Here is a 22,573-nt window from a genome sequence, read left to right on the forward strand (position 1 = left end):
GGCCGAGCGCGGCGGGATGATCGGTCACGGCGGCGTCGTGGTCTTCGACGACACCGTGGACATGGCCGAGCAGGCGCGCTTCGCCATGGAGTTCTGCGCCATCGAGTCCTGCGGCAAGTGCACTCCGTGCCGGATCGGCTCGGTCCGCGCCCAGGAGGTGATCGACCGTATCGTCGACGGCGAGGCGCGGGAGTCGAACACGGCGCTGCTGCGCGAGCTCTGCGAGACGATGATCCAGGGCTCGCTGTGTGCCCACGGCGGCATGGCACCCCACCCGGTGCTCTCCGCCCTCGACCACTTCCCCGACGACTTCAACCGGCAGGCCGTCGGGTCCTGACGGATCCGGGAGGAGGCAATGGCGGCAATCAGGCCCATCGACTACGGCACCCCGGAACGGACCGCGGAGGCTAGCGTCAGCCTGGAGATCGACGGCCAGGCGGTCACCGTTCCCGAGGGGACATCGGTCATGCGCGCGGCCATGACCGCGGGCGTGGACGTACCCCGGCTGTGCGCCACCGACAGCCTGGAGCCCTTCGGCTCCTGCCGGCTCTGCCTGGTGGAGATCGAGGGACGCAAGGGCTACCCGGCCTCGTGCACCACGCCGGTGGAGGAAGGCATGGTCGTGCGCACCGCCGGCGACACCGTCCAGCGCGTGCGCCGCAACGTCGTCGAGCTCTACCTCAGCGACCACCCCGGGACCAGCGTTATCGGCGAGGGCCACGGCGACGACGAGCTCCTGGCCATGGCCGCCCGCCTCGGCGTGGAGGCGAGCCGCTATCCGTCGGCACACAACCACCAGGCCGCGGCCGTGGACGAGTCGAACCCGTACTTCCGCTTCGACCCCAGCCGCTGCATCGTATGCTCGCGCTGCGTGCGCGCCTGTAACGAGATCCAGGGCACCTTCGCTCTGACCATCGACGGGCGCGGCTTCGCCTCGATGATCAGCGCCGGCACCGGCGAGGATGACTTCCTGGGCTCCGAGTGCGTCTCCTGCGGCGCCTGCGTGCAGGCCTGCCCCACCGAGGCGCTGGAGGAGAAGACGTTCATCGAGGCCGGCGCACCGGAACGCGCCGTCGTCACCACCTGCGCCTACTGCGGCGTGGGCTGCTCCTTCCAGGCGGAGCTCCGCGGCGATCGCATCGTGCGCATGGTCCCCTACAAGCACGGCCAGGCGAACCACGGCCACTCCTGCGTGAAGGGCCGCTTCGCCTGGGGGTATACCAACCACCCCGACCGGATCACCAGCCCGATGATCCGCGAGCGCATCACCGACGCCTGGCGCGAGGTGAGCTGGGAGGAGGCCATCGGCTTCGCCGCCGAACGGCTGAACGGGCTGCGCGAGCGCCACGGCCCGGGGGTGTTGGGGGCAATCACCTCCTCGCGCTGCACCAACGAGGAGACCTTCCTGGTCCAGAAGCTCGCGCGGGCGGTATTCGGCACCAACAACGTCGACACCTGCGCGCGGGTATGCCACTCGCCCACCGGCTACGGGCTGAAGAACACCTTTGGCACCTCCGCCGGCACCCAGGACTTCGATTCCATTCAGAGCGCGGACGTGGTGCTGGTGATCGGCGCTAACCCCACCGACGCCCACCCCGTGTTCGCCTCCCAGCTCAAGCGCCGGCTGCGGGCGGGGGCGCGGCTGATCGTCGCCGACCCCCGGGCCATCGACCTGGTGCGCTCGCCCCACGTCGAGGCGGACTACCACCTTCAGCTCCGCCCGGGCACGAACGTGGCGCTCGTGAACGCCCTCGCCCACACCGTGATCGCCGAGGGACTGGAGGACGCCGGCTTCATCCGGACCCGCTGCGAGGCGGACGAGTATGCGGCCTGGCGCGAGTTCATCCTGCGCCCGGAGAACGCCCCGGAGGCCGTCGAGGAGGTCACCGGCGTGCCCGCCGGGACCCTGCGGGCCGCCGCCCGGCTCTATGCCACCGGCGGGAACGCCGCGATCTACTACGGCCTCGGGGTGACCGAGCACAGCCAGGGCTCGACCATGGTCATGGGCATGGCCAACCTCGCCATGGCCACCGGCAACATCGGCCGCGAGGGCGTGGGCGTGAACCCGCTGCGCGGGCAGAACAACGTCCAGGGCTCCTGCGACATGGGCTCCTTCCCCCACGAGCTGCCGGGCTACCGCCACATCGCCGACGCAGGCGTGCGGGGGATCTTCGAGCGCGAGTGGGGCGTCACCCTCGACACCGAGCCGGGGATGCGGATCCCCAACATGATCGACGCGGCCACCGGCGACGCGTTCAAGGGGCTCTACATCCAGGGCGAGGACATCCTTCAGTCCGACCCCAACGTCCGCCACATCGCCGCCGGCCTGGAGGGCATGGAGTGCGTCATCATCCAGGACCTTTTCCTCAATGAAACCGCACGTTACGCGCATGTCTTCCTGCCGGGCTCGACCTTCCTGGAGAAGGACGGCACCTTCACCAACGCCGAACGGCGGATCAACCGGGTGCGCAAGATCACCGAGGCACCGGCGGGCATGGCGGACTGGGAGATCACCCAGGCGCTCGCCCAGGCGCTGGGCTATCCCATGCACTACCGCCATCCCGGCGAGATCATGGACGAGATCGCCCGGACCACGCCGACCTTCGCCGGCGTGAGCTTCGAGAAGATCGACGAGCTCGGCAGCATCCAGTGGCCGTGCAACGAGGCCCATCCGGAAGGCACCCGGGTCATGCACGTGGGCGAGTTCGTCCGCGGGCTCGGCCGGTTCCTGCTCACGCCCTACGTCGCCACCGACGAGCGGGCGAACCGGCGCTTCCCGCTGCTGCTCACCACCGGGCGGATCCTCTCGCAGTACAACGTCGGCACCCAGACCCGGCGCACGGACAACCGCGTGTGGCACGATGAGGACATCCTCGAAATCCACCCGGAGGACGCGGAGACCCGCGGCATCCGCGAGGGCATGCGCGTGCGCCTCGCCAGCCGCATCGGCGAGACGACCCTGCACGCGCACATCAGCCCGCGGATGATGCCCGGCGTGGTCTACACCACCTTCCACTTCCCGGAGACCGCGACCAACGTTGTCACCACGGAATTCTCCGACTGGGCCACGGAGTGCCCGGAGTACAAGGTCACCGCCGTGGAGGTGGCGCCGAGCCACACCCTTTCCGAATGGCAGTACAGCCAGGCACAGGCCCGCGAGCGGCAGCAGCGCGTCACCCACGAGGAAAGCACGACCGAGGAGGTAGCCGCCCGTGAGCGCGCCTGACCCGCTCGCCCCCCCGCCGGCCCGCCACGCCGCGCCACGCCCCCCCGTGGAGCGGGTGAGCGGCCGGCTGACGGTGGAGCGCTACAGCGCCGGGGAGCGCGGCTCCGGCGACGGCGTGTTCCCGGAGGAGGCACCCGTCGCCGTGGTGGTGAACGACACCGACTACGCGGTGATGCTGGCCTCCCCGGCGGACGTCGAGGACTTCGTCCACGGCTTCCTGCTCACCGAGGGCGTCATCCGCGACACCGCCGAGGTCGACTCGGTAACGGTCACCGACCGCCCGGAAGGCGTGGTCGCCCATGCCCGGCTCCACGGCGCCCTCCCCGGCCACCTCCGGCGCGAGCGCGCCACACCGGGGATGAGCAGCTGCGGCCTGTGTGGCGTGCGCAGCCTGCAGGAGGCGCTGCGCCCGGTCCGGCCGGTGGCGGACGGCCCCGTATTCACCCCCGCGGCGCTATTCGCGGCCATGGCCGCACTGCCGGAGTGGCAGCCCTGCAACGCCGCCGCCGGGGCCATGCACGTCGCGGCCTTTGCCGCGGCCGACGGCACGATCCGTCACGCCCGCGAGGACGTGGGTCGCCACAACGCACTGGACAAGCTCATCGGCGCACTGCTGCGCGACGGCGTCGCGCCGGCGACCGGCTTCGTCGTCACCTCCAGCCGCTGCAGCTACGAGATGGTGCAGAAATCGGCGGCCTTCGGCGTGCCGCTGCTGTGCACCGCCTCGGCCCCAACGGCCCTCGCGATCCGTCTCGCCCGCCGGGCCAACATGAGCCTGGTATCGCTCGCCCGGGGCGGGTCCTTCCTCATCGGCTGCGGCGGCCAGCGCATCGCCGCAACGGAGGCAACCGGGGATGGATGACGCCAAGATGGTCCACCAGGCGAACCAGATCGCGGCCTACTTCGAGGCCTACCCGCAGGCACGCGCCCGCGAGGGCGTGCTCGACCACCTCCACAAGTTCTGGCCGCCGGACAAGCGTGCCCGCCTCGCCGCCTACCTCGCCGGCAACGGCGGCGGCCTGCATCCCCTGGCGGCCTGGGCCGCGGCGCAGCTCGAGGCGCCCGCCGGGCAGGACTGAGCTACCGCCCGGGCCCCGGCGGGGTCAGCTCGATGGCGTCGCTCGCCGGGAAGGTCTCCTCCAGGGCCTCCTCCAGCAGGTCGTTGAGGTGCGTCTGACGGGAGCTCGCGATCTCGCCGACCCACTCGATCATGGTCGCGTTCGCCCGGGGGATGGGTGCCTCGAGGAAGTTGATGACGTAGCGATCCGCAAGCTCCGTCACCGCGATGGAGCGCGGGCGCACGGCCATCACCTCCGGGGTCGTGAGCGTGAACCCGAAACAGAAGATCAGGTGGGATGCCGCCAACACCTCGCCGTGTCCGGCCTCCGGTGCCATCGCCGCGGTGTGCGGACCATGATCGAAGGTCGCGATGAACGTCGCGTCCGGGCATTCCTCGACGCGCTGTTTCAGGTGGGCAACGATCTCGTAGACGCTGTTGAAGCGCGACTCGCCCTTCGCCAGCTCGAACTCGTAGATCGGGTACTTGCCCTGAAAGACACGTTTTTTCATCCGGTCCACTCCTATTGTCATTCCGGATCGGCAGTGATGATCCCCCGGTTCAGCGCTCCGGGTCCTCGTAGCCGGTGATCATCGGTTTCAGCAGGCTGAATATCGTCCGGCCCATGGTCGCCATGTAGACGTGGGCGATCACGAAGGCCAGCATCAGGAACGCCGCCGCCGTGTGAACGAGCGCGACCGCGCCGAGCTCCAGGCCCGCGAAGCCGGTATGGGCCCAGCGGTTGTAGAAGAGATAGAGCAGGCCGCTGCCCCACACCAGCGGCGTGATCGCGAGCTTGAGCACGAGGTAGGTCAGGCGCTGCAGCGGGTTGTGCTTCGCCCGGGTGGTCCGCCGGAACGGGTGCGGTTCGCCAGTGAACGTCCCCACCAGGTAATAGCGGATCACGGCGCCGAGCCGGTCCGTCGTCGGCAGGAACTGACGCCATTCGCCGGTGACCGCGAACCAGAAGATCACGAACACCCAGAGCGCGACCAGGAGCCAGGCCGCGAACGTGTGCGCCCGCGCCGCCGCCCCGAACCCCAGGACGCTGTAGCTGCCGTGGACCTCGAAACCAGTGAACAGCAGGCTCAGGATCAGCACGGCCTGGCTCCAGTGCCAGAACCGCTCGAACCGCGTGTAGATCATCGCCCGCGTCATGCCTGCCTCCCGCGCCGGCCCCGGGTCCAGAGCCGCACGCCCGCGTGCCCCAGGCTGGCGACGAGCACCAGGACCACCAGGCCCCAGCCGAGACGCTCCACCCAGACGCCGCGGTCGCGCCCCGGCAGGTAGAAACCGCCGAGGGCGGCGAGGCGGCCGTCACGAGCGTGGCAGACGCCGCAGTCCAGGGCCGCCGAGGCCGGCGCGACCATGTGTGTGATCGGCCAGTACATGACCGTCTCGACGAAGCCGTACTCACCGCTGTAGGGCTGATCCGCGAACGCGGTGCCCGCGGCGAGGGCGCGGGCCCAGTCGAAGTTCGTCCACAGCGCGGTGTCGTCGTTGCCGTAGACGTGGTTGACGAGCAGGGTCCGGTTGACCGTGTCGTAGGGCTGGCGGCCGCGCATGACCTTGAACGGCCAGATCCGGGCCTCCGCGTCATCCGGCCCGCCGCCGAAACGGTTGATCGCCACCGGGGGATGGTCGGCGTCGATGGGCTCGCTGCGCAGCGTGTAACGCATGTCACCGTCGAACCAGTAGTACGCGGGCACCACATCCTCGGCGTAGCGGAAGCTGCCCTTGGTCGAGAGGTAGCTCAGGTGCCCTGCCGCATCCCGGATCGTGAGCGGCTGCCCGTCCTCGCCGAGGCGCCCGGCGCTGGACCAGTCCCACCACATCTTGGTCGCCACCCCGCCGCGGGCGAACTCGGGGACATGGCAACTCTGGCAGGCGACGCGGTCGACATGGTCGTTCAGCTTGGCCGCCCCGTGGGGCTGCGGGCCGTGACAGGACTCGCAGGACGCGCGGCTGCCGTCCGTGCGCCCGGGGATGTCGATCCCCTGGGTGTCCCGGGCATTGGTGGCGTAACGGCTGCCCGCGATCCGGTGGCCCCGGCTCGTGTGGCACTCGGCGCAGCGGAAATCCGCCCCCTGCGCCGACATGTGCACGTCCAGCGAACGCGGCGGGTCGACCAGCGACGAGTCGAGATCGCCGTGCTTCACGCCGTCCCCTCCGCCGCCGTAGAAGTGGCAGCTCCCGCAGTTGGCGCGGCCGCTCAGGCCGACGTTGCGGGCGACACGGGCGAGGTTCACCGGCTCGCCGGGGGCACCGCTGCTCTTCGACGAGCGGATCCCGGCGTACGGCGGGTGGCCGGCGCCGGCCGGCAGCTTCCAGTACGTACCGGTGGTGTCGTGGCAGACGAGGCAGTCGACCCGGTCGTCGGCGCGTGGCGGCGGCTTGCGCATGTCCGTCCAGCCATAGCCGACGTGGCAGCTCGTGCAGCGCGGCTCGTTGGACCACACCGACCCGCAGAAGCTGTTGATGACGTGACGCTTGCCGAGGAGCTGCCCGCTCTCCGGGTGACGGAACTCCCAGCGCCAGTGGATGGTGCGCCGGACCTGCTCGGCGGCCTTCGAATGGCATCCCAGACACGCCCGAGTGACCTCGATCGCGGAATCGAACGGGCCGTCGAGCGCCTCGAATTCATGGTGATCCGCCGTCGAGGGGGACTCGCCCTCGACCACCGCCGCGGACACGGGGACGATCCGGACCGCCAGCCCCAGCACGAGCAGGCCCAGCACGATCCCCCAATGCCGTTCCGTAGCCACCCTCACGGCTCCACTTCCCTGACCGGTTTCGATCGACCGCCTTGGGCGGCGCTCGGTTATAAATATAGCGCATAAGGTTATTCGCGCGGAAGATGCCGGACCGGCAGCGCCCCGCCCCGGGGGAGATGCCGCGGCCCGGGATCGGGCCACGGAGCGCGGATCGCGCTCACGCCATCGCGCCGATGGTCGCCCGGAAACGGGACAGCGAGTAGACAAACACCACGGCGCCTATCACGCCGAGGGCGAGGAACTCCGGCCAGACGGTTGCCAGGCCCGCACCACGGTAGAGGATGGCCTGGGCGAGGCTTACAAAGTGGGTCGTGGGGGCGGCGAGCATGAGCATCTGTACCAGGTCCGGCATGCTCTCCCGTGGCGTGGTCCCGCCGGAGAGCATTTCCAGCGGCAGCAGCACGAGCATCAATAACAGCCCGAACTGTGGCATCGACCGTGCAACCGTACCCAGGAATATTCCGATCGACGTCGTCGCGAACAGGTGCAGCGTCGCCCCCGCCAGGAACAACAGTACCGAGCCCTCGATGGGCACCGCCAGCAGCCCCTGAACCACCGTGACGAGCGAAAAGCTGCAGGCCAGGAGCACGACCAGCGCCATGGCCCATACCTTGCTCGCCATGATCTCCAGCGGCGTGACCGGCATCACCAGCAGGTGCTCGATGGTCCCGTGCTCGCGCTCCCGGATCAACGCCGCGCCGGTGAGCACGATGGAGAGCATCGTGACGTTGTTGATCACCTCCATGACCGCACCGAACCACGACTCGTTGAGCTCGGGGTTGAAACGGGCACGGAGCGCCAGCCCGACCCGGTCGGAGGTATCCGAGCGGTATCGCTGCATGAAGGCGTCGACCTCATCGGCCACGATCTCCTGGATATAACCGGTGCCGGTGAATGCCTGGCTGATCCGCGTGGCGTCGACGTTGAGCTGTACCGACGGCGAGCGTCCGGCCAGTACGTCCCGCTGGAAACCCGGCGGGATGTCCAGCGCAAAGGTGTCGAGCCCGGTGTCCATCCTCTCGTCCATCTCCGCCTGGGTGATGAGCTCCGGCGGCAGAAAATACGGCGGGTAGAGGGCGTCCACGATCCGCGCCGACAGCGGCGAGCGGTCCTCGTCCACCACCGCGATGCTCGCCTTGTTGAGGGTCTCCGGCATGGCCGTGGCCGCGGTATAGATCGCCAGCGTGAACGCATAGCCGATCAGCGCCAGCATGATCGGGTCGCGCGCGAGACTGCGCAGCTCCTTGATCCCGAGGCGGAAGACGTTCGCGGCGCGCATGCTCAGCGCTCCTGCTTGCGCAGAAACGCCGTCGCCAGCCCGATAAGCACCGGCACGGCCACGAGCAGGGGCACGAACGAACCGCCAAGGTCCGTGAAATCCAGTGCCTTGGAAAACGTCCCCCGGGCAATGGTGAGGTAGTGCGTCATCGGATAGGCGTGCCCGATCACCGCACCCAGTCCCTGCAGCGAGGACACCGGATCCATGAGCCCGGAGAACTGCACGGCCGGTAGCATGGTCAGGATCGCGGTGCCGAACAACGCCGCGATCTGGCTGCGCATGAAGGTGGATATCACCAGGCCCATGGCGGTCGTGGCGGTGACGTACACCAGCGTCGCCACCGCGAGGGTCAGGAAGCTGCCGGTCAGTGTCACGCCGAAAACGGCCTCGGCCAGCAGCGTGAGCAGCAGAAAATTGAGCATCGCCAGCGCGATATAGGGAAGCTGCTTGCCGAGCAGGAACTCCAGGCGGGTCACCGGCGTCACGTACAGGTTGACGATCGAGCCGAGCTCCTTCTCCCGGACGACGCTCAGTGCCGTCAGCATCGCCGGGATGAGTATCAGCAGCAGCGGGATCATCGCCGGCACCATCGCCACCAGGCTTTTCACGTCCGGATTATAGCGATAGCGCGTCTCGATACCGAACTGCCCGGATGCCGCATCACCGCCGAACGCCGCCGACCTGCGGGCAAGCCAGTCCGCATGCATGCCCTGCACGTAGCCGCGTACCGTCTCCGCCCGGGACGGCATGGCACCGTCGATCCACGCACCGACCTGCACATCCCTGCCCCGGGCGATGTCACGCGCGAACCCCGGCGGTATCTCGATCGCCAGGCTCAGCTCACCGTCGCGCATGCGCCGGTCCAGCTCGTCGTAGCTGGCGATCGGCGCCTTCTCCACGAAATACCGCGACCCCGAGAGGTTGAGGGCGTAATCACGGCTCGTCGTGGTCTGGTCCCGGTCCAGCACCGCGAAACTGAGGTCCTCGACATCCATGGTGATGCCGTAGCCCATCACGAACATGAGGATCACGGTGCCCAGCCCCGCGAGCATCAGGCGTATGGGATCACGCAGGAGCTCCAGGCTCTCCCGGCGCGCATAGCTGAACAGGCGCTGCAGGTCGAAGGCCCGTTGTCCGGATGGCCCGCCTTGGGTGACGGGCGACGGCGACTCCGCCGGGGTGGACGCCTCCTCCGCCCCGGCGCCACCCGCCGCTTCCAGGTAGTCGATGAACGCCTGTTCCAGCGACTCCGTGCCCCGTTCGCGAAGGAGGTTCGCCGGCGTATCGCTGACCAGAACGCGGCCCGCGTGCATCAGCGAGATGCGGTCGCAGCGCGCGGCCTCGTTCATGAAATGCGTGGAGATGAAGATAGTCACACCGTCCCGGCGGGAGAGCTCGACGAGTGCCCGCCAGAACGCGTCGCGGGCCACCGGGTCGACCCCGGAGGTGGGTTCATCAAGGATCAGCATCTCCGGGCGGTGGATCATCGCCACTGCCAGCGACAGGCGCTGGCGCTGCCCGAGCGGCAAACGGTCCGGGAGAACGTCGGCGACAGCATCAAGCCCGAAGCGCTCCAGCATTTCGGCAATCCGGGCCGGCACCGTCTCCGGCGGGAGGCGGAACAGCCGGGCGTGCAGATCCAGATTCTGGCACACCGTGAGCTCGGTATAGAGCGAAAAGCTCTGGGACATGTAGCCCACGCGGCGCCGGGTCTCCATGTCGTGCGGGTCAACCCCGCGGCCGAACAGCCACGCGCGCCCCTCACTGACCGGCAGCAGGCCCGTGAGCATCTTCATCGTCGTGGTCTTGCCGCAGCCGTTCGAGCCGAGGAACCCGAAGATCTCGCCGCGGTGAATGCGGAAATCCACGTGGTCCACGGCCACGAAACCACCGAAACGCTTGGTCAGTGCCTGCGCCTCGATCGCGACCGTATCGTCGTCGCCGGCGGTCCGCGGCGGGATCTCGACCGCCCGGTGGCCACGCCGCCGCTCCGCCGGCAGCAGCGCGATAAACGCCTCCTCCAGTGTGTCCGCACCGGTGCTTGAAAGCAGCTCCCGAGGGACACCGGTGGCCAGAACACGGCCGGCGTCCATCGCCGCGAGCCAGTCGAACCGGGCCGCTTCCTCCATGTACGCCGTCGCGACGATCACGCTCATACCGGGACGCCCGCCGCGGATGCTGTCGATCAGCTCCCAGAACTGGCGGCGCGACAGCGGGTCGACGCCGGTGGTGGGCTCGTCGAGCACGAGCAGGTCCGGATCGTGTATCAGCGCACAGCACAGGCTGAGCTTCTGCTTCATGCCGCCGGAGAGCTTGCCCGCCGGCCGGTTCACGAACGGCGCGAGGCCCATGCCCGACACCAGCTCGCCGATCCGGCGCTCGCGCTCGCTCCCGGCGTGCCCGAAGAGGCGGCCGAAGAAGTCGATGTTTTCGAATACCGAGAGCGTGGGGTAGAGGTTTCTGCCCAGGCCCTGGGGCATATACGCGATGCGCGGCCCCATGGCCCGGCGGTAGGCGGCGTCGGCGATATCGCCCCCCAGCACCTCGACCCGGCCCTGCTGGATCCGGCGGGCCCCGGCGACGAGCGCCAGCAGACTGGACTTGCCCACGCCGTCCGGGCCGATGATGCCGGCCATGCCACCGGCCGGCAGCGTCAGATCGATACCGTCCAGCGCCGTCACGGCGCCGTAGCGCAGGCTGACGCCGCTCAGCCGGGCCGCCGCGGCGAACCCGTCATCCGGCGTGTTCACTCACGGCTCCCGGCCTGCAGCCGCGCAGGCCACTCCGCACCGGAATCCAGACGCACGTAGGCCATGCCCGGCAGGCCGGTCTTTACCTGGGTGATGTGCTGACGGAGGAGCTCCGGGTCGATCCTCGCCTTGACCCGGAACATCAGCTTCTGGCGTTCCTCTGCGGTCTCGACGGTCTTGGGAGTGAACTGCGCCACGTCGGCCACGAACGTGACCGTGGCGGGAATCACGTACTGGGGTGCGGCGTCGAGCACCAGACGCGCCTCCGCCCCGATCGCCACCCGGCCCGCCTCGGCGGTGGGCAGGAAGAAGGTCATGTACACGTTGGTCAGGTCGACGAGGTTGAGCACCCGCCCGCCGGCCCCAAGAACCTCGCCCGGCTCGGCGACACGATACTGGATACGGCCGTCCGTGGGGGACGTCAGCACACTGTCGTCGATATCGGCCCGGATACGCTGGACCGTGGCCTGCGCTGCCGAGACCGCCGCCTCGGCGTCGATGACGCCGGACTCGGCGGCGCCCACGGCCGCCTCCGCCGCGGCAACCTGGGCCTCGGCGGCAGCCACGGCGGCCCGTGCCGCCTGGAACGAGGCCCGGTCGTCATCGAGCCGCTCCTGGGGGACGGCCCCCCTGGGGGCGAGGTTCTCGGAACGGCCAAGCCGCAGTCTCGCGGCGTCCTGCTCGGCACGCCGCTGTGCGACGACCGCTTCGGCCGCGCTGCGCTCGGCGCGGCGCTGCTTCACCAGATTACCGGCGGTCTCGACACCCACCCGTGCGCGCCGCAATTGCGCCTGCGCCTCACCGAGCTGCGCCTCGAGGGTGGCCGTGTCCATGCGCGCAAGCACCGCCCCGCTGGTCACGAAATCGCCCTCGTCCGCGCCGATCTCGCGAACCCGCCCGGCGGTTTTGGTGGCGACGTTGATCTCCACCGCCTCGATGCGGCCGTTACCACCTGCAAAGCCGGCGGGCAGTGCATCGTGATTCGCCTGCCACCACTGCCAGGCGAGCAGGCCCGCCACGGCCGCGGCGATCACTACCGCGGCCATCCATCTCCAGTACCCCTTCATGCCCTGCACCATCCCTGTAATCGACTGCCATCCACGTATCGCCCACGGCGGACGTCACGCACGGAAATCCGGAAGTGAGAGACACTGACCCGGCGACACGGGGGCAGGCATGCCGGGTGACGGATACCCACACGGCGCGCGAAGGCGCCAACCCGGGCTACAGCGGAGCGTCACGGCCTTGGAACACCGCCTCACGACCTCCCCGTCCCTGGCATGCCGCTCAGCGCCCCCTGCGCTCCGCCATGCACCGGTTCATCGTATCCGACGCAACCCCGCTGCTCCATAGCCCCGACACCGCCGCGCCCCGGGGACTCACCAGCGCAGGCGGTAGGTCAGTGAAAGGCTGTGATGCCGGTCGCTGCCGGAGATGCTGCCCATGTACTGGAGCCTGAGCGACGAGCCGTTGGCGTAGTCCGCCCCGATCCCGCCGTGAACGAGCAGGCGGTCGCGCTCGAGCTCCGTGCCTTCAACGGCGAAGCTCGTTCCGGGAGCACGCTCGAAGCTTGCCGTCATGACCGCACTACGCTCACCGAATTCGTGGCTCCAACCGAGCCCGAACGCCGGAGTGACCGATGTCCCGCCATCGGTGTCAAACGAGCCGTTGATCCGGATACCCAGCCGCGAGCGAACGGACGTGAAGGCCTCCTCCTCGACGCGGAGGTTAGCCGTTCCCGCACCGCTTTCGGTAAAGGCATCACGATCGGTGCGGTCGTAACCGAGGCCCACGTAAGGCGTCGCCGCTGTTCCGCCCGGCTGGACGAACCTGTGGCCGGCCTCCACGGAAGCGCTCCACTGGATCGCGTCGTAGTCGGCCGTCGCACTGCCGCCCGCACCGGCCAGATTCACCTGTCGGGTGGCGTCCGTGCGATGGCGCGCCACGCCCGCCACACCGTCAACATAGGCCATGCCCCGGGACCAGCGGCCGTAACCGGCGACGTGAACGCTGTCGGTATCGAAACCAGCGTCTTCCGTATCCGTGTCGGTGCGGGCATAGCCACTCGCCATGCCGAGCACGACCGTCGGGCTCCACCGGGTGTCCGCGCCCACGGTGAGCGCCCTGGCCCGATAGTCCGCGGCCGGCGCCTCGGCAGTGCCGTCGATATAGCCCCGGCTGCCGGTGGTCCGGGCCCACAGACCGCGTGACGCCGGCCCGCCGGTACCCGCCGGGGCATTCGCCGCGCTCTCGCGCAACACCCACGAGGGCATGCCCCCGGCGAGGGAGGGCTGCATGTCCATGCCGGGGTCAGGCGCCAGCATACCCGCACCGTTCATGCGCGCGGAGACGACACCGTTGAACTGCTGGGCCTGCTGTAGCGCTACCATCTGGGGGGCGGTGTACTGCACACCGTTCAGCACCCGATACGCCTTGCGGGCGCCACTGGCGTTCATGCCATAGACCGCGCCGATGATAGGGGTCACACCACCGGCACGCCCGGCCTGTCTCTCCAGCGCCCGGCTGACGGCACGCTGGTTATCCGTGCGCGCGACGTCGGAGAGCGTGATGTCGTTGCGCAGGAGGGAGAGTCCGACATCATTCTCGCCGTAGCGCACCTCTGGTGTCAGGAACGCGAGCGTCGAGTCGACCCTGTTGAAGGTACCGCGCACGCCCCCATCCGCGGTAAGGATCGTATACTCCGTGGCCACGCCATAGCCCCCGCCGCCGGGGCGTATCACCAGCCGGCCGTCAAGTGCCGCGGTACCGCTGATCACGAGCCGGTCGCCATTACCCGCGGCGTCGGTTTCCACGCTGTAGACGCCGCCACCGGCAATGTGGAAGTCACCGTCGACGGACAGTGCGCCAATGGAATTGCCCGGCGCCATGGTCCCGCCGTCCGCGACCGACGTTGTGCCGACGGTGCCGGAGCCGGCGAGCGTGCCGCCCTGCTCCACCGTCGTCTTCGCGCCCGGAATGCGGCCGTTAACCACCAGACGGCCATCGCTCACCACGGCGGTACCCGTATGGGTGCTGTCACCACTCAGGGTCAGCACGCCGGTACCGGCCTTGTGCAGACCGCCGTTGCCGGTGATCGTCCCCGCGTACACGGTGTCCACCACCTGATCGACGGTGAGGGTAGCGCTGCTCACCGCGACGGTTCCGTCAGTCCCCGTCAGTGATGACGCCGTCAGATCATGGCCGCTGAGGTCCAGCGTGCCGCCGTTGACCACATAGGCCGTGGCGTCGGCCAGGCTATCCGCCGACCCCATGACGAGGCGTCCGTCCGAAACCGTGGTTCCACCAGCGTATGCGTTGCCGCCGGTAAGCGTCAGCGTGCCCGCGCCCCGCTTTTCCAGCGAGCCGCCACCACTCATGTCACCGGCATAGGACCCATTGGCACCCTGTTCGAAGATCACCCTGGCATTGTTGGTGATGTCGCCCGTTAAGGTGTCGGTGTCACCGGCAAGCGCACCCGCTGCCACGGTCACGTCGCCGGTAAAGGCGTTGCTGCCGGCAAGCGTCCAGGTACCACCACCCTCCTTGCGCAGGTGTTCGAATCCCCGGTATTGCCGGCCACTGCCCAGTTGGCCCACGTCGAAGGTGCTGTCAGCGCCACCACCGAGGATGAGCGTGTCGTCGACACCGTCCGCAACGACATCGCCGTTGATCTGCGAGCCCTGCTGCAACTCCAGGGCATTGGTACCCGCGGAGAACCGCACCGCGGTCTGCGCGCCTTTACCGGAGCCACCGGAGATCGTGCCGGTATTGACGACGCCAATGCCGCTGCCGGCAACGCCTGCACCGCCGGCACCGTTGACCCGGTTGTATCCCCAGTAACTTCTGCCCCGGATCCCGCCGTCACCGCCCCGTATGGCGCCCGAATTGGTGAGAACGGTCCCCGTCGACAGATGAACCCCGATGCCTCCATCACCGCCGTTACCACCGCCCGCGCCATTGCCGCCGTCTCCACCGTCTCCGCCACGTATGTCCTGACCGGTATCCACGGCAATGGCCCCGCTACCGATATACTCGATCCCGTAACCGCCGGCTCCACCACCACCGCCGCCGCCGGCGCCGCTGCCGTTTTGCCCATCGGTGCCGTCGCCGCCTGTCAGGTCCCCGTCCGGAACGGCGCCAGCCCCGGAATACGCATGGACGCCACCGTCACCGCCGTCACCTCCACTGCCGCCATCGCCGCTGGCTCCGGCCCCTCCCAAACCGCCTCCGGGGCCGCCCCCACCGCCGCCCCCACCACCGGTATTGCGCCAGTGACCTACATGCCCATCGGCACCAGCCGGCGACTCGTAGGTTCCACCTGCTCCGCCGGGAATCGGAGAGCTTCCCGCGCCGGCACCGCCGTGACCGCCGGCGCCATAGGCACCGGCAGAGACGCCCAACGCGATCGCAACCAGGCCGATCGTCGCGAAACGGCGGCCCGGGCACACCCGGGCCGCCAGGCTGAGGCAGTCCGCTCGGGCCTCTTCCAGCCGGCAGGGACTCCGGCTGTCACCGGACACACCGTTATCGCCGTACCGGTTCAGTCTCCGGCCGTGCGGACGTGGAACGCCCGAAGGGAGGTTGTAGCTCATGTCGTGTCGTCAGTCCGGTTCGGTGGGGAGGATCGGGCACGAGACGATGGCGGCGCGCACCAACTACCCCGGGTGGGCTTTCTTGTTTATTTATTTGATGTATGTAATTTCACCTCGACCGACGCATTCCGTCAACACTCTGTGATTAAGATCACAAAGTGTTGGTCCGACAGCCCGGATCGGGGAACCACACTGCTCGTAGGTATTGCCGCCCCCGGACGCCAGCCAGCACGGGTGATAAGAATGACGACGGGGATGATCAGCGCGAACCACGCACGACCGGGGCGTGCCGTGGGACACACCCGGCCTGGTTCGGATATGAAGGGCCCCGGGCGACCCGCCCGACCGCCCTCATGGCCTAGGCGCCGGTCTGCACGTCGACCCGGGGCTCCAGCGTGACCTCGCAGTCGAGGGAATTGGTGATCAGGCACGCGCGCTCGGCCTTCTCGAGGCATCGCAGCGCCGCATTGCGGTTGCCGTCATCGGCGATCTCGAGCCGCGGACGCAACGTCACCCGCGTGAAGCGCAGGGCGCGGTCCGGGCGATCGAGCTCCGCGTCCACGTCGCAGGCCAGATGCCGCCACTCCAGCCGCGACGCACGGGCGACGGCACGGAACGACAGGACGAAGCAGTCCGCGATCGACGCCACGAACAGGTGCTCCGGCGTCCAGTATCCGCCGGGCCCGCCGAACTCCTCCGGCGGCGCGGTGGGAATGGTCCCGAGCCCCTCAGCGGAAACAGCGACGGTCCCCTCCGCCTCGCCGGAGGAACGAACCAGGTAATGATGCGGCAGCGACTGCATGCGTATCTCCCGATGGCCGATGTTCCCCCCGAAGCATACCCGCGCCCGCGGTGATGAGGTTGACCTGCGTCATCCGAGCCGCGGCCGCAGTGCCGCCGCCGCTTTCCCCACTGCGACACCCCGGGTGTACCCGACCGGCAGGACTCGACCCCGTGCGGGATATGTCACAACATCCAGGGGACATAGCGCGTATGGGCGGGATACCGTCGCGGGAGACGATGTCTACAATGCCTTGCACGAATATGGTTACACTCAAGCAGTATAAATGAGAACAAAGGGGCAAGGGATTGGGGGAGGAGGAATCCAGCCCGAGGGCGCCGCGCCCCCGGAATCCGCCAGGATGGCGCTGGGGCGGGCTGACTGCCCGCTCCCTGGCGTTGAGTGTGGTCATGGCGGTGGCGACTGTGGGTGCCGTGGCACTGGCCCTGAACGCGTTCTCCGAATACCGGCGCACGGTATCGGCCCTCGCCCAGGAGAAGACCGAGGGGCTGATGACGGCGAACCTGCTGCAGCAGCAGGCGGAGAGCCTCGTCGCGAGTGGGGCCATGCTGCTGCTCGCGGACAGCCAGTTCCGGCGCCGTCAGGCAATGTTCGAGATCCAGGACCGGGTCGAGTGGATCGGCCGTCTCACCACCGAGCTCTATGCGTTGCGTCCCTCCGCCCGGCAACTCGCCGATATCCGGCACAACCGCGGACAGCTGCAGGAGAACCTGAGCACGCTGGACCGTCTCGTCGCCCAGCGGATCGAGCTCTGGAACCGCGTAAGGAATAGCGAAACCCCGTCCCCCGCGGTGCTTCGCCGGCTCGGCGAGGTGGAATCCAGACTCGCCGATGTGCTCCAGGAGAACCGGGCGCTCTCACGCCATCTCGAGGTCGCCGTGGCCTACCATGTCGCCGCCATCCGCGAAGAGATGCGCCAGACCGTCAAGGCACTGAATGCGGACGTCGTCCGCCACGAGCGCTGGCTGATGATCGCGGCGGCGGTGGTCATGGTTGTGCTCGTCCTGATCGTCACCTTCGTCCAGTATTCCGTCGTGGGACGGTTGACGCGAATGCAGCGGGTCATGCGTCTGCCAAGGCCGACCCCGCAGGACATCGTCATCCGCGGACACGACGAGATCGCCAGCATGGGGCTTGCCGTGCGGCGGTACGTCGAGCGCATCACCGCCAACGAGCGGCGCATCACGCAGATGAACGAGGAACTCCAGTTCCACGCGACACGGGACGCGCTCACCGGACTCCACAACCGCCGGCACTTCGAGCACGCGCTCTACGAGACCTTCGAGCGCGATCCCGCAGCACCGCTGTGTCTGGCGATGATCGATATCGATCACTTCAAGGAGGTGAACGACACCCACGGCCACGACACCGGCGACCGTGTCCTCATCCACGTCGCCGAGCAGATGCGGTACCTGCTCCCCGAGTCGATGTACCTCGCGCGTTATGGCGGCGAGGAGTTCGCCGTCCTCGCCTCAGGGCTGTCTCCGGAACACACCCGTTCCCTGCTCGAGCGTCTGCGCCGGCAGCTCGCCGCGCAACCCGTGCACGTCGGCGACGATACGGTCGAGCTCACTATCAGTGTCGGCATCGCCCCCCGGCTCCCCGGCGGAGACGCCGCCCGGACGCTCAAGGCGGCGGACGAATCCCTCTATGCCGCCAAGCGCGCCGGACGCAACCGGACCGTCATACGCCCGCTCCGTGCGGACGACCAGGAGACAACGCAATGAAATGGCCCCATTACGTGCTGTTCGCCGTGGTGCTGGCATTCGGCCACATCACTGCCGGCAGCGCGGGTCCGCCGGACAGTGTGACGATCGACCGCCAGCTCCGACCGCCACACCTCGATCCCACCCGAACCGCCTCGGCCAGTACCGCGGAGGTCACGCACCTCAACGTCTTCCAGGGACTCACCCGGATCAACCGCCACGGCGAGGTGAAACCCTGCCTCGCGACCGCATGGCGCGTCAGCGACGACGGGCGGGAGCTGCTATTGCGTCTGCGCAAGGGCGTGCGCTTCCACGACGGAAGCCACTTCGACTCCGAGGTCGTACGCTACAGCCTGAACCGGCTGCTCGATCCCGAGGCCGGCAACCCGCAGCGCCAGCTCTACCAGGCCATCGAGCGTGTGGAGACCGCCGGGCCGTACCGCGTCCGCCTGCATCTGCGCTATCCGGACTCACTGCTGCCCTTCCGCCTGGGACTGGCCGCCGCGGTCATCGTCCATCCGGACAGCGTCCACTCCAACCTGACCGCACCCGTCGGTACCGGCCCCTACCGCGTCATGCCCTGGGACGGGGGTGCGGTGGAGCTACAGCGCTTCGACGGCTACTGGGGCGATCAGCCACCGATGAGGCGGGCGACCTTCACCTTCACCGCCAACCGTCTGGAGCTGGAGAACAGCCTCAGCGAGGGACGCGTCGACCTGCACTCCGACGTCAGCCCGCTGCCCATCCATGTGCAGCTCGCGCTAAGGGGCGACTACGAAGTCCTGAAGGGCGAGAGCGAGGGCGAGGTCATTCTCGCGATGAACCACGCCAACCCCGCACTGGCCGACCGGCGGGTGCGGCGGGCGATCTCCCACGCCATCGACAAGGACGAGCTCCTGTCCATCTACCGCGGGGTCTCGCCGACGCCCATCGGCAGCCACTTCTCGCCGCGCCACCCGGCATACATCGATCTGACCGGCCGCTACCCCTACGACCCGCAACGCGCCCGCGAACTGCTTGCCGATGCCGGCTACGCCGACGGCCTGTCACTCACGCTGCGGCTCCCCCCGCCGATCTATGCCGAACGCGGCGGGCTGCACATCGCGAGCAACCTGGAGGCCGTGGGAATCAACATCACCGTTGAGCGGCTGAGCTGGGGGGAGTGGCTGGAGCAGGTCTTCCAGGACGCCAACTACGACCTCACGCTGGTCTCCCACGTCGAGCCCATGGACATCGGCATCTACGCCCGCCGTGACTACTATTTCAATTATGACAACCCTGAATTCCGCGCCCTGTGGCGCCAGGTCCAGCGCACCCAGGAAACGGCCGCACGCGACGCATTACTCGCACGCGCCCAGCGAATGCTCGCCGACGACGCCGTGAACGTCTTCCTGTACATGAAGCCGCAGCACTCGATACACCGGCGCGGCCTCAGGGGGGTATGGCGGGACGCTCCGATCCCGGCAATAGTCGTCGAGGATCTGTACTGGGAATGAGGAAACAGACCTACCCACGCTTGGTTGGAGGTATAATCCCGCAACTTATGTGACATCAGTCACGTATTGTATAAAATACGTCCAATGTCGACATTGATGGATCATCACCGTGCCCCGAGTGTCCTCGACGCTTGACCTCCGACAGGCCGTGCATGACCGCATCGCGGAGCAGGCCCCGCTTGAACAGATCTTTACCGCCATCGTGGCCATGGCCGAGGAGGCGTTGCCCGGGGCCCGGGTGTCCATCATGCGTTACGACCCGGACTCGAACACGCTCAGCCTGACCGGGCAGTCGCCGTTTCCGCAGTGGTGCGAGGCCGCCCTGAACCATCTCCCGGTTGCCCCGGATACCGGAACCTGCGGCCGTGCCGCCTACCTGCGTGAAACCGTCATCACCCGGGACATCGACACGGACCCCGCCTGGACTGGCTACCGCCACGTCGCCCGCCAGGCCGGCCTGCAGGCCTGCTGGTCGGTGCCGATTCTGGGCGACGACGGCACACTGATCGGCACCTTCGCCGTCTACTACGACCGTCCCCGATCCCCCTCCCGGACCGCGCGCCGGGAGATCGAGCGCGCGGCGAGGCTGGTGGCACTGGCAATGGCGCGCCACGACGACCGGCGGCGGCACCAGGCCACGGAGCAGCGTCACCAGTCGCTGTTCTTCCACCATCCCGACGGCGTATGCGAATTCGACCTCGACGGTAATTTCCTCCACTGCAACGCCGCCATGGAGCACATCACCGGCTTTCGCCGGGCGGGTCTGGTCGGCCGTCATTTCAACGAATTCGTGACCCCGGAATACCGTGCGCTCACCGAACGGCACTTCGACCTGGCCGCCCGCGGCGTCAGCCAGCACTACGAAACCAGCGGCATGCACCCCGACGGCCGCCAGTACCCGGTTGAAATGACCAACCTGCCCATTGTCGTCGACGGCAACGTCGTCGGGGTCTACGGAATCTGCCGCGACATTACCGAACGCCGGGCCCGGGACGAGGAGCTCCGGCTGCTTCAGCGCGGCATCGAGGCCAGCTCGAACGGTGTCGTCATGGTCGACGCGCAAAGCCCCGGGCTGCCGATGGTCTACGTAAACCCGGCCTTCACCCACATCACCGGGTACACCCGCGACGAGGCCATCGGCCACAACTGCCGGTTTCTGCAGGGTGCGGACACCGACCCGGCGGACATCGAACGGATACGCGACGCCCTGTCCACGCACCGGGACGTCCAGATCACCTTGCGCAACTACCGCAAGGGGGGACAGGCCTTCTGGAACCGCCTGTCGCTGACGGCCGTCTTCGATGAACAGCAGCGCTGCACCCATTTCATCGGCATCCAGCAGGACGTCACACGAGAGCGGGAAAGCCGGGCTCAGCTCGCCTACCAGGCCACGCACGACCGCCTGACCGGACTACTCACCCGTGAGGCCCTGATCCAGGAGCTGTCCCGTCTGGACCATGCCCTGCTGCTGCACATCGACCTGGACGGGTTCAGCCAGGTAAACGCCGGCGCCGGCTACGAGGCCGGCAACCGGCTGCTCCTCTCCGTCTCGCAGCGGTTGGGTGAAATAGCGGACGTGAACGCCATGATCGCCCGCCTGTCCGGCGACGGCTTCGCGATCGCGGTCCCGGGCAGGAACAGCACCCGTGTGGGCATACGCCTGATCGAAAGGCTGCTCGACGCACTCGCCACCCCCTTCGAGAACATCACCGGCCATCCGCTGCAGATCAGCGCGAGCATCGGCGCCGCATCCACGGACTACAGCGGCGAGGACAAGGAAGCGCTGCTCGGCAACGCCGAAGCCGCGATGCGCGAGGCCAAACAGATCGGCCGCAATACATGGCAATGGTACTCGGCGGAAGTGGCCTCGCCGGTTCGCGACTATGTGGTTCTCCGCCGCGAGCTCCAGCAGGCCATCGCGGAGGACCAGCTGGAACTCCACTACCAGCCCATCGTCGCCGCGGATACCGGCGAAGTCCGCAGTCTCGAAGCACTGGTGCGCTGGCGTCATCCCGAACGGGGCCTGCTCGGTCCCGGCGAGTTCATTCCGCTGGCAGAGACCACCGGCCAGATCGTGGACATCGGCACCTGGGTGCTGCGCCAGGCATGCCGCGACCTGGCCGGGCAGCGGCGGAACGGCGGGCTCGACGTCCCGGTCGCGGTGAACCTCTCACCGATCCAGTTCCGGCGCACGGGATTCCTGGACATGGTGCGCACGGCGCTGGCCGATAACGGCATCGAGGGCGAAGCGCTGGAGGTCGAGGTCACCGAGAGCGTGCTGCTCTCCGGTGCCGATCAGGCCATAGCGCTGCTGGACGAGCTGCGCGCGATGGGCGTGCGCGTGGCCATAGACGACTTCGGCACCGGCTACTCCAGCCTGAGCTACCTGCGTGACCTGCCCATCACCAAGGTCAAGCTCGACCGCGGCTTCATCCGTGACATCAACGAAAGCCGGGGCAATGCCGCCATCGTCGAGGCCGTCGCCCACATGGCCCGGCACCTCGGCATAGAGGTGGTCGCTGAAGGCGTCGAAACCACGGCCCAGCATGAAGCACTGCAACGCTTCGGCTGCGGTCTGCTGCAGGGTTTTCTGTTCTCGCCACCCCGGCCGCTGGAGGCGATCGCGCGCGGCCCGCGCGTGCTGCTCCCCGTCGCCCCCTCCTGACGTGACGTTACCGTCCGGGCAACGCCCTCCGATCAGGCCGGACGCCTCCCTGTCTGGTCACGTGGCGTAGGGCACGTTCACGCGACATACCGCCAACGCCACGATACGTAGAGCAGTTCGTGTATATTCGGCTACCGGGGGCGGGATGAATACACCACGACAGGGGACGTACGGGTGGGAGAGGCAGATCGCACGCGACCCGGGTGGCGGCACCGGCGGGTCCCCC

General features: G+C 68.4%; 15 protein-coding genes. 7 read left to right on the top strand and 8 right to left on the bottom strand.

The features are described 5' to 3' along the window. The 4 genes from ACEZHJ_RS06230 to ACEZHJ_RS06245 all read left to right on the top strand — a co-directional run. Window positions 1-337, top strand: a 337-nt coding sequence (locus tag ACEZHJ_RS06230) for an NADH-ubiquinone oxidoreductase-F iron-sulfur binding region domain-containing protein (RefSeq protein ID WP_375036336.1), incomplete at its 5' end; no start/stop codon positions are given. Between the two features lie 18 nt (window positions 338-355). After that, window positions 356-3,226 (top strand): molybdopterin oxidoreductase family protein, encoded by a 2,871-nt coding sequence (gene fdhF, locus ACEZHJ_RS06235; protein WP_375036337.1) that lies wholly within the window; start codon window positions 356-358, stop codon window positions 3,224-3,226. Further along, on the top strand, window positions 3,213-4,088 hold the full coding sequence (gene fdhD, locus ACEZHJ_RS06240; RefSeq protein WP_375036338.1) for a formate dehydrogenase accessory sulfurtransferase FdhD: 876 nt from the start codon (window positions 3,213-3,215) through the stop codon (window positions 4,086-4,088). The genes fdhF and fdhD overlap by 14 nt, the downstream gene beginning before the upstream one ends. Next, on the top strand, window positions 4,081-4,305 hold the full coding sequence (locus ACEZHJ_RS06245) for a formate dehydrogenase subunit delta (RefSeq protein WP_018717050.1): 225 nt from the start codon (window positions 4,081-4,083) through the stop codon (window positions 4,303-4,305). The genes fdhD and ACEZHJ_RS06245 overlap by 8 nt, the downstream gene beginning before the upstream one ends. Window position 4,306: 1 nt before the next feature. Here the strand turns inward: ACEZHJ_RS06245 and ACEZHJ_RS06250 are convergent, their stop codons facing one another. From ACEZHJ_RS06250 to ACEZHJ_RS06285, 8 genes are all read right to left on the bottom strand, one after another. Next, window positions 4,307-4,795: a DUF6858 family protein gene (locus ACEZHJ_RS06250; RefSeq protein ID WP_375036339.1), complete on the bottom strand. Its 489-nt coding sequence runs from the start codon at window positions 4,793-4,795 to the stop codon at window positions 4,307-4,309. 49 nt (window positions 4,796-4,844) lie between these two features. Beyond that, complete coding sequence (locus tag ACEZHJ_RS06255; protein ID WP_375036340.1) at window positions 4,845-5,441, bottom strand: cytochrome b/b6 domain-containing protein; 597 nt, start codon at window positions 5,439-5,441, stop codon at window positions 4,845-4,847. Then, entirely contained in the window at window positions 5,438-7,048 is a 1,611-nt protein-coding gene (locus ACEZHJ_RS06260; protein ID WP_163143191.1) for a tetrathionate reductase family octaheme c-type cytochrome, read from the bottom strand. The genes ACEZHJ_RS06255 and ACEZHJ_RS06260 overlap by 4 nt, the downstream gene beginning before the upstream one ends. Before the next feature lie 166 nt (window positions 7,049-7,214). Further along, a complete protein-coding gene (locus tag ACEZHJ_RS06265; protein WP_375036341.1) occupies window positions 7,215-8,336 on the bottom strand; it encodes an ABC transporter permease in 1,122 nt (373 codons plus the stop codon). A gap of 2 nt (window positions 8,337-8,338) precedes the next feature. Next, window positions 8,339-11,086, bottom strand: a complete 2,748-nt coding sequence (gene rbbA, locus ACEZHJ_RS06270) for an ABC transporter ATP-binding protein/permease (RefSeq protein WP_375036342.1) — start codon at window positions 11,084-11,086, stop codon at window positions 8,339-8,341. Next, on the bottom strand, window positions 11,083-12,153 hold the full coding sequence (locus ACEZHJ_RS06275; protein ID WP_163139237.1) for an HlyD family efflux transporter periplasmic adaptor subunit: 1,071 nt from the start codon (window positions 12,151-12,153) through the stop codon (window positions 11,083-11,085). Before ACEZHJ_RS06275 ends, rbbA begins: the two co-directional genes overlap by 4 nt. Window positions 12,154-12,465: 312 nt before the next feature. Next, entirely contained in the window at window positions 12,466-15,678 is a 3,213-nt protein-coding gene (locus ACEZHJ_RS06280) for an autotransporter domain-containing protein (protein ID WP_163139238.1), read from the bottom strand. 358 nt (window positions 15,679-16,036) lie between these two features. Further along, window positions 16,037-16,480: an OsmC family protein gene (locus tag ACEZHJ_RS06285; protein WP_163139239.1), complete on the bottom strand. Its 444-nt coding sequence runs from the start codon at window positions 16,478-16,480 to the stop codon at window positions 16,037-16,039. 389 nt (window positions 16,481-16,869) lie between these two features. Here ACEZHJ_RS06285 and ACEZHJ_RS06290 point away from each other — a divergent pair, with 389 nt between their 5' ends. From ACEZHJ_RS06290 to ACEZHJ_RS06300, 3 genes are all read left to right on the top strand, one after another. Beyond that, the gene (locus tag ACEZHJ_RS06290) at window positions 16,870-18,207 is read left to right on the top strand and encodes a diguanylate cyclase (RefSeq protein WP_163139240.1); all 1,338 of its coding nucleotides are present in this window, start codon (window positions 16,870-16,872) and stop codon (window positions 18,205-18,207) included. Further along, complete coding sequence (locus ACEZHJ_RS06295; RefSeq protein ID WP_018717063.1) at window positions 18,204-19,682, top strand: ABC transporter substrate-binding protein; 1,479 nt, start codon at window positions 18,204-18,206, stop codon at window positions 19,680-19,682. The genes ACEZHJ_RS06290 and ACEZHJ_RS06295 overlap by 4 nt, the downstream gene beginning before the upstream one ends. A gap of 148 nt (window positions 19,683-19,830) precedes the next feature. Beyond that, on the top strand, window positions 19,831-22,347 hold the full coding sequence (locus tag ACEZHJ_RS06300) for an EAL domain-containing protein (RefSeq protein ID WP_240466138.1): 2,517 nt from the start codon (window positions 19,831-19,833) through the stop codon (window positions 22,345-22,347). The last annotated feature ends 226 nt before the right edge of the window (window positions 22,348-22,573 follow it).

It is taken from the genome of Arhodomonas sp. KWT2, assembly GCF_041949875.1.
GTDB lineage: Bacteria > Pseudomonadota > Gammaproteobacteria > Nitrococcales > Nitrococcaceae > Arhodomonas > Arhodomonas aquaeolei.